This window comes from Empedobacter sp. GD03739, from assembly GCF_029843245.1.
GTDB lineage: Bacteria > Bacteroidota > Bacteroidia > Flavobacteriales > Weeksellaceae > Empedobacter > Empedobacter falsenii_B.
Genome location: NZ_JAOCHX010000033.1, coordinates 1 through 13,341 on the forward strand (window position 1 = coordinate 1; position 13,341 = coordinate 13,341).

The 13,341-nt window shown below is 30.8% G+C and carries 11 protein-coding genes and 2 riboswitches; of the genes, 6 read left to right on the plus strand and 5 right to left on the minus strand.

What is annotated here, in order from left to right; genetic code table 11:
* Window positions 1-657: LIC_10190 family membrane protein (locus tag N5E64_RS11145; protein WP_407933295.1), on the minus strand; the 657-nt coding region annotated here is incomplete at its 3' end.
* The gene (locus tag N5E64_RS11150; RefSeq protein ID WP_280037616.1) at window positions 657-1,313 is read right to left on the minus strand and encodes a metal-dependent transcriptional regulator; all 657 of its coding nucleotides are present in this window, start codon (window positions 1,311-1,313) and stop codon (window positions 657-659) included. The genes N5E64_RS11150 and N5E64_RS11145, both read right to left, overlap by 1 nt.
* Before the next feature lie 106 nt (window positions 1,314-1,419).
* Between N5E64_RS11150 and N5E64_RS11155 the strand changes: the two genes are divergently transcribed.
* Complete coding sequence (locus N5E64_RS11155; protein ID WP_280037617.1) at window positions 1,420-3,474, plus strand: TonB-dependent siderophore receptor; 2,055 nt, start codon at window positions 1,420-1,422, stop codon at window positions 3,472-3,474.
* Window positions 3,474-3,920: a thioredoxin fold domain-containing protein gene (locus N5E64_RS11160; protein ID WP_084106839.1), complete on the plus strand. Its 447-nt coding sequence runs from the start codon at window positions 3,474-3,476 to the stop codon at window positions 3,918-3,920. The genes N5E64_RS11155 and N5E64_RS11160 overlap by 1 nt, the downstream gene beginning before the upstream one ends.
* A gap of 58 nt (window positions 3,921-3,978) precedes the next feature.
* Here N5E64_RS11160 and N5E64_RS11165 read toward each other — a convergent pair whose 3' ends face one another.
* Window positions 3,979-5,160, minus strand: a complete 1,182-nt coding sequence (locus tag N5E64_RS11165) for a homoserine dehydrogenase (protein ID WP_180906738.1) — start codon at window positions 5,158-5,160, stop codon at window positions 3,979-3,981.
* A 124-nt stretch (window positions 5,161-5,284) separates the two neighbouring features.
* Window positions 5,285-5,383, minus strand: a riboswitch (SAM riboswitch).
* A gap of 445 nt (window positions 5,384-5,828) precedes the next feature.
* Window positions 5,829-5,927, plus strand: a riboswitch (SAM riboswitch).
* A 43-nt stretch (window positions 5,928-5,970) separates the two neighbouring features.
* Here N5E64_RS11165 and N5E64_RS11170 point away from each other — a divergent pair.
* From N5E64_RS11170 to N5E64_RS11185, 4 genes are all read left to right on the plus strand, one after another.
* The gene (locus tag N5E64_RS11170) at window positions 5,971-6,969 is read left to right on the plus strand and encodes a homocysteine S-methyltransferase family protein (RefSeq protein WP_219035074.1); all 999 of its coding nucleotides are present in this window, start codon (window positions 5,971-5,973) and stop codon (window positions 6,967-6,969) included.
* On the plus strand, window positions 6,957-9,620 hold the full coding sequence (gene metH, locus N5E64_RS11175) for a methionine synthase (protein WP_280037618.1): 2,664 nt from the start codon (window positions 6,957-6,959) through the stop codon (window positions 9,618-9,620). The genes N5E64_RS11170 and metH overlap by 13 nt, the downstream gene beginning before the upstream one ends.
* Window positions 9,621-9,894: 274 nt before the next feature.
* Window positions 9,895-10,851 carry a methylenetetrahydrofolate reductase [NAD(P)H] gene (metF, locus tag N5E64_RS11180; protein WP_219035072.1) on the plus strand — a complete coding sequence of 319 codons (957 nt, stop codon included), beginning with the start codon at window positions 9,895-9,897 and terminating at the stop codon, window positions 10,849-10,851.
* Between the two features lie 456 nt (window positions 10,852-11,307).
* Window positions 11,308-11,922, plus strand: a complete 615-nt coding sequence (locus N5E64_RS11185) for an alpha-ketoglutarate-dependent dioxygenase AlkB (RefSeq protein ID WP_280037619.1) — start codon at window positions 11,308-11,310, stop codon at window positions 11,920-11,922.
* Here N5E64_RS11185 and N5E64_RS11190 read toward each other — a convergent pair whose 3' ends face one another.
* Both N5E64_RS11190 and N5E64_RS11195 read right to left on the minus strand, forming a co-directional pair.
* Window positions 11,923-12,459 (minus strand): hypothetical protein, encoded by a 537-nt coding sequence (locus N5E64_RS11190; protein ID WP_280037620.1) that lies wholly within the window; start codon window positions 12,457-12,459, stop codon window positions 11,923-11,925.
* A 103-nt stretch (window positions 12,460-12,562) separates the two neighbouring features.
* Entirely contained in the window at window positions 12,563-13,309 is a 747-nt protein-coding gene (locus tag N5E64_RS11195) for a M15 family metallopeptidase (RefSeq protein ID WP_280037621.1), read from the minus strand.
* Window positions 13,310-13,341 lie beyond the last annotated feature (32 nt).

Genomic DNA, 13,341 nt, shown 5'->3' on the forward strand with positions numbered 1-13,341 from the left:
TTTATAACGTAAATATTCATTGATTAATAGAATCGAAAGAACAAAAACAGGAAGATCTGGCGAAGGAGTATTTAGAAAAAATAAAAAAATGAGATTAAAAATGAGTAGTTTTTTCTGCTTCAATTCAAAAACATAGAGATTGAAGATTAAAAATATACAAAAATTCAATCGATAATAAATATCTAATGTTTCGTTAATCGAAGCTTGCAAAATATGCCAGAAACTATTTTGTGCCAAAACCCATTCAAAATTGGAAAGACCTTTTACAAAACCAGCAAAGTCTAACCATTTTATTGTTGGAATATAATAACCAAAATGATCTAAAATAAAAGGATATGTAACTGCAACCAACAATCCAACAAAAGTAAAAGCATAAAAATATCGCGATATATTTTTCAGTTTCAACAAACTTACTTTCACTTCGTTTCTATGATAAATTAATGATAGAATCGCAATTGAAATTAATACTACTTCGTATGTGAAGTTTAATGGAAGAAAAAATGCGACGAAAAAACTTATCAGTCCAACTCCTATCATTCCATTTATGACTGTAAACGAAATAGTTGAATTAATTCGAGAAAAAATTTTCTGAAATAAAAATCCAAACCCTAAAAAATAGAAAAATAAGGCGATTGATAAAAAAAATTGCAAAACCATTATTTACCTAACAATCTTGAAGTTACATGATTGCTAAATGATTCAATTTCATTTGATTTTAGAAATTTAACTTTCATTGTTCCATCAAAATCTTCGACTGAAATGATTTCAATTTCATCATTCAAATGAATATTTTTTGAATTCAAATATTTCAAAAATTCATCAGAAGAACCAATGACAGCACATATTTCTACTTTGTCACCTTCTTTAAATTCGGCCAATTTTTTGTAATTGATAATTTCTATTTTTCCATTTTTATCTGGAATTGGAGAACCATGCGGATCTAATTTAGGAAAATTCAATAATTCGTCCATTTTATCGAAAAAAATTGGACTTTGAATATGTTCTATTTGCTCAGCAATTTCATGAACTTGTTCCCAACCAAATCCCATTTTATCTACCAAAAACATCTCTGTTAATCGGTGTTTTCTTACAATCAAAGAAGCTTTCAGAATTCCTTTATCAGATAACCGAAGTGGTTTATACGATTCATAAATCACCAATTCTTTTTCAGCTAATTTTTTCATCATACTGTTTACAGTAGGCATTTTTATTTCCAAATGCTTACTCAAATCCTTCACATTCACTTCTCCTTTCCCATTTTCAGAAAGATGAAATAATGCTTTTAGGTAATTTTCTTCGACCAATGAATTCATGGAAACAAATATAGTTGAAAATTAAGTAAAATTTAAAAATTCATTTTTAATAATATTTTTGTTAGATTTGTCTAACTTTTTAATTTGATTATAAATTTTACTTAACATGAAAACAACATTTTATTTATTCATCACCTTAACCTCCATTCTATCAAATGCTCAGGAACAAAAAGATTCTATTTATATGGAAGATTCTTCAGAAAATTTAGATGAGATTGTAATTACAGGAACAATGAAAGCTGTAAGAAAATCTGATAGTCCAGTTCCAATTGAAATCTATACACCAAAGTTTTTTCAAAAAAATCCAACACCTTCATTATTTGACGCTGTACAATTAATAAATGGTGTTCAACCGCAATTAAATTGTAACGTTTGCAACACAGGTGATATTCATATTAACGGAATGGAAGGTTCATATACCATGATTTTAATTGATGGAATGCCAATTGTTTCTTCTCTATCTACAGTTTATGGTTTGAGCGGAATTCCGAATTCTTTGGTTGAACGAATAGAAGTCGTAAAAGGGCCAGCATCTTCCCTTTATGGAACAGAAGCTATGGGAGGTATAATTAATGTAATTACCAAATCTCCTAAATCTGCTCCAAAATTATCTTTGGATGCTTTTACAACTTCTTGGTTGGAAACCAATCTTGATGGTGGATACAAATATAATTTAGGAGAAAAGGTAAATGGTTTATTTGGCTTTAATTACTTTAAATATGGAAATAAGAAAGATAAAAATAACGACGGTTTTACAGATGTAACATTACAAGATCGCATCACATTATTCAATAAATTTGATTTTGAACGTCAAGAAAATAGAACAGCATCGGTTGCTTTACGTTATTTATATGAAGATAGATGGGGAGGTCAAATGAATTGGAAAAGAAAACTTCACAGAGGAAGCGACGAAGTTTATGCTGAAAGCATTATGACAAATCGTTTTGAAGCGATAGGAATGTATCAATTACCTCTAAAAGAGAAAATAATGACTCAATTTTCTTATAATTTTCATCAACAGAATTCATTTTATGGTCCAGAATCGTATCAAGGAAAACAACAAGTTGTTTTTGCTCAAGCTTATTGGGATAAAATAATTGGACAACATAGTTTACTTTTAGGAACTTCATTCAAGTATACTTATTACGATGATAACACAAGAGGGACTGGAGAATATGATGAAGATAATAATCTAATTAAGAATAACCCTATGAATACACCAATTCCTGGTATTTTTGTACAAGACGAATGGACATTAAACTCTGAAAATAAATTATTACTTGGTTATCGATTTGATTATGATAAAACACATAAAGGAATACATTCTCCAAGAGTAGCTTATAAATTTTCACCTTCATCTCATCATACTTTAAGAGCAAGTTTTGGTACAGGATTTCGTGTTGTAAATGTTTTCACAGAAGATCATCGTGCATTAACTGGAGCTAGACAAGTAGTTTTTGAAAATGAATTAAAACCTGAAAAATCATATAATGGAAATATTAATTATGTGTTCAAACTACCAACTTCTTTTGCAGCTCTAAATTTTGATTTCACAACATTCTATTCTTATTTCACAAACAAAATTATTGCTGATACAGATACTGACGAAACAAAGATTATCTATGACAATTTAGATGGACACGCAATATCTCAAGGAGTTTCTTTAAATATAGATGCAACATTTGACTTTCCTCTAAAAATAATGCTTGGCGCAACCTATATGGATGTATACAAAAAAGAAAATGGCGAAAAAGAAGTTCAATATCACGCACCGAAATGGTCTGGAAATTTCTTAGCAAGTTATGCATTCAAAAAAGGTTTTACTATTGATTTAACCGCCAATTATAATGACAAAATGAAATTACCTCGCGTAGAAAATGATTATCGACCTGAATATTCAAAGCCAACTTTTATTGCCAATATTCAATTGAGTAAATCATTCAAAAATAATATTGAAATCTATGGTGGAGTAAAAAATATTTTTAATGTTTTACCAAAAGGCGATGTTATTGCTCGTTGGTGGGATCCATTCGGAGAACCAGGAAATGGCATTACTCCTCCTAAAGGAAGAAACGATGTTATTTTTGAGCCAAATGATTACAGCTATACACCTATGCAGGGAACAAGAGGTTTTATAGGTGTCCGATACAATTTACGTTAATGAAAATCTGGTACTTCATATTCATTTTATCATCATTGAATCTCCAAGCACAGATTTCATTAGAAAAATTTAATTCAATTTTTAATGAAAATCCTAAACCAATTCTGCTTTATTTTTCAACCAATTGGTGTAGTTACTGTATGATTCAAAAGAAACAATTAGAAAAAGATGATGAATTACTTCAAATTCTAAATAATGACATTTATTTTATTGAATTTGATGCAGAAACAAATGAATCTATTATTTTTTTAAACAAAAAATATGAACCTAAATCGAATAAAAAAACTCATCCATTTTTGGAAGAATTTATTGATAAAAACGAACAAATTAGTTATCCATATTGGGTTTTAATCTCAAAAGATTTTAAAATTGAAATGACTTATGCTGGATTAATTAAAAATAAACCACTAAAACTTTTATTGAAAAAGTATTTACAAAAACCTTAATTTTTAGATTTACAAATAAAAGCCTCAATGTTAATTGAGGCTTTTTAATCACAAAAATTTACTCAAACGCAATTATCGAAAGTTTTGGATTTTCAATAATCTCTTTTTGTTTGAGCTTTTCTATATCAATCACACCAACAATGTGATTGTAATTTTTACTTTGATAACGCTCTTCTATTTCATCAAAAATGTTTGAAACATCATCTGCTTGATTCTCAAAACCGATATAAATTCTCTTTTTTCCTGTTTGATTAAAAACTCCTTCTTCTTTGTTTTCATATTTTCGAATCGAATATTGATAATCATATTTCAACGCAGAAATATCACTCAAAACAGCCGAAGAAGTTGGGAAACGCCCTGCTCCTTTTCCATATAAAAATTGCTCATCTGAAAGCGAACTTCCAATCAAAACTCCATTATATTCGTTATTCACAAGCGCAATTGTTTTATTTAATTCAACAAAAGTTGGCAAAACTGTTGATGTAATTTCACCCGTTTGATGATTAATTTTAGAATTCGCAATCAACTTTATTGTATAATTTTTTTCTTTTGCGTATTTAAAATCTTCAACTTTCAATGAAGTAATTCCTTTTCGAATAACTTGATCAACATCAATCTTTTTACCGAAAGCATGCAACGTAATAATTGCTAATTTACTCGACGCATCAAAACCTTCTACATCAGCCGTTGGATCAGCTTCTGCAAAACCACTTTCTTGCGCTGCTTTTAAGGCATCTTGATACGACTCATTTTCATTCGCCATTTTCGTCAAAATGTAATTTGTTGTCCCATTTACAATTCCAGATACATAATTCAATAAATCGTTATCAAAATATTCTTCTAGATTTCTAATAATCGGAACTGATCCACAAACAGATGCTTCATAAAGAAAAGAAACATTATTTTTTGCTTGCAAATCCAATAATTCTTTGTGATGATCGGCAATCAATTTTTTATTTGCACTTACCACATGTTTTCCTTTATTGAACGCTTTTATAATGATATCATGCGCCGCATCAGCATCCGAAATTAACTCAACAACAACATTTATTTCATCATCATTTAAAATATCATCCGCATTAGTCGAAAATAATTCAGACGGAGCATTTCTAGGTTTAGAATTATCTTTAATCACAATTTTTTTAATTGCAGCATTCAATTGTGGTTTTTCTTCCAATACCTTGTAAATTCCTTCTCCTACAACTCCAAATCCGAACAATCCGATATTTATTTTTTTCATTTATTTGTTTTGTTTTTAATTATTTACCAAAGAAAAGTGAAGAAAAAAAATGGTTCAATCGCATAAAAACAATTGAACCATTTTGAATAAAGAATATTATTGAAGATTGGTTTACAGTAGTTTTTATTCATCTTTCCTATAAGGATGGATTTAGCACCTTGATTCATTAATCAGGTTGCTAAAGTTTCTTTGGGCCATTTCCCTCCACTTTTCTTGATAAAATGTAAATTTTAATGAACTATTTCTGAGGACAAATTTAGGCGAAAGAATTCTATATATCCAAATTAATTTCATTTCTTTAATTTAATATTTTCCGTAATTATAGATAAAAATACACAAATAATGAATTTTATTCTATAAATATTTATAGACAAAAATAATTTTCTAAAAAATACAATTAAAAGAAAAAACAAATCTTAATAATTTTTAATAAAACCCTATTTTTATTAAAAATATTCTAAAAACTACAATTTTCAATAACTAATTAAAATATTATTTCTTTAAAATAGTAATTTTAAAGAAATATTTTCTAAAATAAATTTCAAAAATGACCTATTAGAGATTTTGAACTATTTCAAACAAAAATTATTTCTATGAACCAAGTTTCGAACTCGTTTTTTTCAATCTTGATTTTTTTATTCTCAATACTTTAAATAATTTTGCACATAGCTTTATAAAGAAAGATGGAGGGAATAGGCCCGTTGAAATCTTAGCAACCCAAAGTATAGTTGGGTGCTAAATCCTACTCAAATAGAGAAAGATAAGGACTTACCTCACACTTCTTCCCATAAGGCTTTTAAAATATTTAGAATGAAATTAGACGATATACTAAAAGAGCGTATTGTTATTTTAGATGGTGCAATGGGAACGATGATCCAAAAGCACAATTTACAAGAAGAAGATTATCGTGGAGAACGATTCAAGGATTTTCATACTTCTTTAAAAGGAAATAACGATTTATTGGTTTTAACCCAACCTCAAATCATAAAAGATATTCACCGAGAATATTTGGCTGCTGGTGCAGATTTAATCGAAACAAATACGTTCAATGCCAATATTATTTCTATGGTTGATTATGATATGGTTGATTTGGTTGATGAATTAAATTACGAAGCCGTTCGCTTAGCAAAAGAAGCTTGTGAAGAGTTTTCTACCCCAGATAAACCTCGTTTTGTAGTTGGATCTTTAGGTCCAACCAACAAGACAGCCTCTATTTCGCCACAAGTAAATGACCCTAGTTATCGCGATGTGGATTTTGATTTATTGGCAAATGTATATTATCGTCAAGCAAAAACAATGTTAGAAGCTGGTGCAGATATTTTACTTGTCGAAACTATTTTTGATACTTTAAATGCAAAAGCAGCATTTTATGGAATTCAAGATGCGATAGAAAAAACAGGAATCAACGTTCCTCTAATGGCTTCTGGTACAATAACAGATAAATCTGGACGTACACTTTCTGGACAAACAACAGAAGCTTTCTTGATTTCATTAGAACATATTGATTTAATTTCAGTTGGGTTAAATTGTGCTTTAGGTGCAACAGATTTGATTCCATATTTAGAAGTATTAGCCGAAAAAGCACCATTTTATGTCAGCGCATACCCAAATGCTGGTTTACCAAACGCTTTCGGTGGATACGATGAAACTCCTGAAATGATGCGAGATTTTATCAAACCTTTCTTAGATAAAAAATTGGTTAATATTTTGGGTGGATGTTGTGGAACTACACCAGATCATATCAAATTGATGGCAGATTTAGCAAAAGAATACGAACCTCGAAAAATTAGTGAACAATGTCAGGCGTAAAAATTCAACTTTCTGGATTAGAACCTTTAATTGTACGAGAAAATTCAAACTTTGTAAACGTTGGCGAACGTACAAATGTAACTGGTTCTAAAAAATTCTTGCGATTAATCAAAGAAGAAAAATTTGAAGAAGCACTTCAGGTTGCACGTGACCAAGTGGATGGTGGCGCGCAAATTATCGATATCAATATGGATGAAGGTATGCTTGATGGTGTAGCTTCTATGGTAAAATATTTGCGTTTGATTGCTTCTGAACCTGATATTTCGAAAGTTCCAATTATGATTGATTCTTCGAAATGGGAAATTATTGAAGCTGGTCTAAAAAATGTTCAAGGTAAAGCGATTGTCAACTCAATTTCTTTAAAAGAGGGAGAAGAATTATTTATCGAACATGCGAAGAAAATTAAACGTTACGGTGCTGCAACAGTGGTTATGGCGTTTGATGAGAAAGGTCAAGCGGATAATTATGAACGTCGAATCGAAATCGTAAAACGTTCGTATGATATTTTGGTAAATCAAGTAAATTTCAATCCAAGAGATATCATTTTTGATGTGAATATTTTCCCAGTTGCAACAGGAATGGAAGAACATCGCCGTAATGCCATCGATTTTTTTGATGCAACAAAATGGATCAAAGAAAATCTTCCACATGCGTTAGTTTCGGGTGGAGTTTCGAATGTTTCGTTTTCCTTCCGTGGAAACAATGCGGTTCGTGAAGCGATGCACACGGCGTTTTTATATCACGCCATCAAACACGGAATGGATATGGGAATCGTCAATCCAGAAATGATTGAGATTTACGATGATATTCCAAAAGATTTATTAGAGCACGTTGAAGATGTTTTATTGGATCGACGTGACGATGCAACAGAGCGTTTGATTGATTTTGCCGAACATCTAAAAGGTGTTACAAAAGAGAAAAAGAAAGATGATACTTGGCGCGAATTACCTTTGGAAAAGCGTATTGAAATTTCTTTAGTAAAAGGAATTACAGAATTTATTGACGAAGATACTGCAGAAGCTTTGGAAAAAATTGGTTCTCCATTACGTGTTATTGAAGGTCCTTTGATGGACGGAATGAATGTCGTTGGAGATCTTTTCGGAAGTGGTAAAATGTTCTTACCGCAGGTAGTGAAATCGGCTCGCGTAATGAAAAAATCTGTTGCTTATTTAACGCCATTTTTAGAGGAAGAAAAACTTAGAAATAAAACAGACAAAGAGCCTTCTAAGATCTTGATGGCAACTGTAAAAGGTGATGTTCACGATATCGGAAAAAATATTGTTTCAGTCGTTTTAAGCTGTAATGGTTTCGAGATTATCGATTTAGGCGTAATGGTTTCTTCTGAAACAATTTTAGACGAAGCGCAAAAAAATAATGTCGATGTGATTGGTCTTTCTGGATTGATTACTCCATCTTTAGATGAAATGGTGCATGTTGCCAGAGAAATGAAACGCCTTAATCTTGATATTCCATTGATGATTGGTGGCGCAACAACTTCTAAAGCGCATACAGCTGTAAAAATTGCACCAGAATATGACAAAGCAATTCATGTTTTAGATGCTTCGCGTTCGGTTACGATTTGTCAAAAATTGATTGGAAATCAACAGGCGGAATTGCTAACAGAAACTACTACTGATTATACAAAAATTAGAGAAGGTTTCTTGAATCGCGCTGTATCAAAGGAATATCTATCGATTGAAGATGCTCGAAAAAACAAATTAAAAGTTGATTTTGAAGAAAATAAACCTTTTAAACCAAATAAATTAGGTGTTTTTACACATCAAACAACAGTTTCTGAATTAAGAGATTTTATCGATTGGACGCCATTTTTCAAAACATGGGATTTACATGGTAAATTTCCTGCGATTTTAGATGATGAAATTGTCGGAACAAATGCCAAAGAACTATATGTAGATGCTTTGTCAATGTTAAATAAAATTGAAGCTGAAAATTTAGCTAAACCGAAGGCTGTTTTTGGACTTTTCAAAGCGAATACGGTAAACGATGATACGATTGAATTGTTTGATGAAAATGATAACAAAATCGAGGAATTTTATACACTTCGTCAACAAGCGAAAAAATCGAAAAAACAACCAAATATTTCAATTGCTGATTTTATTGCGCCGAAAGATTCAGCAATTCAAGATTATATCGGTGCATTTGCTGTAACTGCTGGTCAAGAAATTGAAGAAGTTGCTAAAGCTTACGAAACAAATTTAGATGATTACAATTCGATTATGGTGAAAGCAATTGCCGATCGTCTAGCTGAAGCTTATGCAGAATATTTGCACAAATATGTTCGTACAGAAGTTTGGGGTTATGCGAAAGATGAAACTTTATCAAATGACGAATTAATTTCAGAAAAATATAAAGGAATTCGCCCTGCTCCTGGTTATCCTGCATGTCCTGACCATTTAGAAAAAGAAACAATTTTCAAAATTTTGGATGTAGAGAAAAATGCAGGGATTGAGTTAACAAGTTCGTTGGCGATGTATCCAGTTTCATCTGTTTCGGGTTATTATTTTGGAAATCCAGAAGCAAAATATTTCGGAGTTGGTAAAATAAAAATGGATCAGGTTGAAGATTTTGCGAAACGTAAAAATATAGAACTTGATAAAGCTGAACGTTGGTTGAGTCCTAATTTGGCGTAAAAGCGTTAAGTAAAAATAAAATTTATCATTCAAAATGAGCATTTCGAAATAAAGAATCTCAGATTCCTCGACAAGCTCGGAATGACAACGAACGTAGAACAAAATAAAAAAATGCGTTAGGGATTGTAGTGAAAATCCTTTTTTGTTGATTGGACGAAGTCGAAATTAACAAAAAAGATTGTAACGAAAAGCCCGCCCGAAGGAAACGCCCATATAAAAGAAAATATATAATCGAAATTCGAGATTCGAACTTCGCTAAACGATAAAATAAAGAATGAAAGTTACCGAACATATAGAACGCGCAAACGGAAAACCATTATTTTCTGTAGAGATTTTACCGCCTTTGAAAGGACAAGATGTCAATGCGACGTTCAAAACTTTAGACCCGTTAGTTGAGTTAAATCCAGCTTTTATCGATGTAACTTATCATCGTCAAGAGTATATTTACAAACAGAAAGAAAATGGGTTATTGAAACGTTATCAGGTACGAAAACGTCCTGGTACAGTTGCGATTTGTGCTGCGATACAGAATCATTATAAGATAGACGCAATTCCGCATTTGATTTGTGGTGGATTTACAAAAGAAGATACAGAAGATGCGTTAATTGATTTGAATTTCTTGGGAATTGACAATCTTTTGGTTTTACGTGGAGATCCTATAAAATCGGAAAAATCTTTTGTTCCTGAAGTTGGTGGACATGCAAATGCTTCGGAATTGATTGAGCAAATTACTGCTTTGAATACAGGAAATTATCTAGACGACGAACTACAAGAATCGCATGCAATGGATTTTTGTATTGGTGTAGCGGGTTATCCTGAGAAGCATTTCGAATCACCAAATCTTGCAATGGATTTGTATTATTTGAAAAAGAAAGTGGAATTGGGAGCTGATTATATCGTGACGCAAATGTTTTTTGATAATCAGAAATATTTTGATTTCGTTAAAAAATGTCGCGAAATGGATATTAATATTCCGATTATTCCAGGTATAAAACCTTTGACAACTTTCAATCAACTAACGTCGATTCCACAAAATTTCTATTTGGACTTACCAGAAGCTTTGGCAATGGAAGTTTTGAAGTCGAAAGATAAGGAACGAATCAAGGAAATCGGAATTGAATGGTGTATTCAACAATGTAAAGAGTTGATCGATTTTGGTGTTCCTGGATTACATTTTTATACAATGAGTAATTCTATAAATACAAAAAGAATCGCTGAGACAGTTTATTAAAATAACAATAGTTGGTTGTTTATCTTTTCACAAATAAACAACCAAAATTATTAATTAAATTAATACGTAAAAATTAATCCATAGAAAAATTGTTTTTCCCCCTTATAGTCTTATAACTCATCATTACAGCGATAAGCGAAATAATTGTAACCGAGAAACTGATGTTCAAGATAAAATCCGCATGATCTACATTTAACATTTTTAAAAAGACAGAAACAAGAAGTAAAATACTACTTACAAGGAAGAACTTAATTGTGTTCTTAAAAATCAATTTATTCATATTGTGTTAAATTTTGGTTAAATAAAAATAAATAAAAAATTATATAATCCAAATTTTTTTTGACTTATTCAATATTAAATTTTAAATAACAAACGTTAGTAAAACTTTATTTATCTGCACATTACATTAACTGAATTAAATCTAAATTCCTTATTTTTGATCATATAAAACTATAAATGGATCTTTTTAACGATTTATTTGACGGACAACAAAATCTGCTTCCAAAAGATGGAACGGTAAATTATTTTGGGCAAATTATGACCGATGAAAAAGCGCATCATTATTATTCTGTTTTATTAAATGAAATTGAATGGAAAAACGATCAAGCGATAATATTTGGAAAATTGATAGAAACTAAACGAAAAATTGCTTGGTACGGAGATTTTCCATTTGCGTATACCTATTCCAAAATCACGAAAACAGCTTTGCCTTGGACTGATACTTTACTTGAATTAAAAAAATTAGCTGAGGAAAAAACTGGCGAAAATTATAATTCTTGTTTGGTAAATTTATATCACGATGGTTCCGAAGGAATGGCTTGGCACAGTGATGGTGAAAAACAATTGAAACGTCATGGCGCAATTGCGTCGCTTAGTTTTGGTGCTGAACGTAAATTTGGTTTTAAACACAAAGAAACCAAAGAAGTAATTGCTTTAAATCTTGCAAGTGGAAGTTTATTGGTAATGAAAAATGAAACGCAGGATTATTGGCTACATCGCTTACCTCCTACTAAAAAAGTAAATTCGCCACGAATTAATCTAACATTCAGAACAATAGATTTGGAGCAATAATTATTTTTGCTTGGAGATTTCAGCTTTATAAAAAGTCAAACTTTGTTGATTAAATTTATTCAGAAATACATCATTAAAATCATTCAAAGAAATAACATCCAAATCAATTTTAGTTTTTAGCGTTGGTAAAGCAATCACTTTATTTGATGATTTATCCAAACTATTCCATTTCGCAATAAACTCTTTTGTAGCTGTAATAAAAGTTGATTCGCCATTTTCTTTCGAATAATCATCCGAAACTATTGAACGTTTTATGGCAGATAATTCAATCTTTTTTGTCTGACGATTGTATCGAAAATAAGATGTAAACAAAACATCTCCTATTTTATTGATAATCTTGAAACCTTTCTTTGTTTCCTCAATCTTCGTATTACGATCCAATTCATTAAAAGCTAAACTACTCTGCTTTTTATATTCAGTATCAGAAAGTAAAAACTCTATTTTATTCGTTTCAAAATTAATCGAAACCTTGTCAAACTTTCCATCTCCATCCAAATCTTTCACAATCGATTGTTTGGCAAAAGTTAGTAAACTCATGCTCAAAAATAACGATATGAAAAATGTTAATCTCATCAGAAAGTATAATCTCTTAAATTTTATTTAAAGATACCACAAAAAAAGCTCCAAAAAGGAGCTTTAACTATTTAATAACAGGATTTATATCCAAAATATTTTCTTTTCGATATTTTTCGATAAAATCATCTGTAAAATTTTCGCTTCCTAACAATTTATTTTCTTGTAAAACCTTTTTAATATCAAGCTTTTTATAAGCTTGTAACATCGGTTCAGAAATCGCTTTATACGTAAAATGCCACGGTTCATATTTGAATCCTTTTCTCGCTGAATTATCCGTGTACACCAAATAAAAACCATATTTAGATGCATTTTCATCTAACCAAAGTTTAAATTTATGCATTGATCCTCCTTCGTTAAAATGTTTCTCATTCAACGGATCTGCTGGTATTCCGCGCGTTCCGTCTATAATATCCAAATCAGTTCCCCAATGGTGACGAGAAGTTCCTGGAATGGTAGAATATTCAATAATCTTTTCGATGTTTTCTTTCGCTGCAATTTTCTTCGCTTGATTTGCTTTATACTTGCGCTCCCAAATTCCGTTTTGATACGTATAATTTCTATAGCTCGAAATCACTTGTATTTTAAAACCTGCTTTTTGTGCATCAGCTTTCATTAATTCAAATTGTTTTGCAACTTCTGGCAACAATTTATACCCATTTCCAACCATCGTAGGGTTGCCTTTACCAATCAATTCAGCCGTTGTAAAAGTAGGTAAAATAGTATCTGTTTCTTCTGGAGTTTGATCGCTGTTACCGAAAGCACAACCAGCATTTAGCATAAAAGCAAGTAAAATTAAATAAGAAAATTTCATAATATTAAATTGAGACATTATGGTAAGTATTA

What these genes read in the sequence shown, in the direction of transcription:
- N5E64_RS11185 (WP_280037619.1), top strand. Translation starts at nt 11,308, where the DNA reads ATGGATCTTTTTAACGATTTATTTGACGGACAACAAAATCTGCTTCCA.
- metH (WP_280037618.1), top strand. Translation starts at nt 6,957, where the DNA reads ATGTCAGGCGTAAAAATTCAACTTTCTGGATTAGAACCTTTAATTGTA.
- N5E64_RS11195 (WP_280037621.1), bottom strand. Translation starts at nt 13,309, where the DNA reads ATGAAATTTTCTTATTTAATTTTACTTGCTTTTATGCTAAATGCTGGT.
- N5E64_RS11155 (WP_280037617.1), top strand. Translation starts at nt 1,420, where the DNA reads ATGAAAACAACATTTTATTTATTCATCACCTTAACCTCCATTCTATCA.
- N5E64_RS11170 (WP_219035074.1), top strand. Translation starts at nt 5,971, where the DNA reads ATGAAATTAGACGATATACTAAAAGAGCGTATTGTTATTTTAGATGGT.
- N5E64_RS11150 (WP_280037616.1), bottom strand. Translation starts at nt 1,313, where the DNA reads ATGAATTCATTGGTCGAAGAAAATTACCTAAAAGCATTATTTCATCTT.
- N5E64_RS11165 (WP_180906738.1), bottom strand. Translation starts at nt 5,160, where the DNA reads ATGAAAAAAATAAATATCGGATTGTTCGGATTTGGAGTTGTAGGAGAA.
- N5E64_RS11190 (WP_280037620.1), bottom strand. Translation starts at nt 12,459, where the DNA reads ATGAGTTTACTAACTTTTGCCAAACAATCGATTGTGAAAGATTTGGAT.
- metF (WP_219035072.1), top strand. Translation starts at nt 9,895, where the DNA reads ATGAAAGTTACCGAACATATAGAACGCGCAAACGGAAAACCATTATTT.
- N5E64_RS11160 (WP_084106839.1), top strand. Translation starts at nt 3,474, where the DNA reads ATGAAAATCTGGTACTTCATATTCATTTTATCATCATTGAATCTCCAA.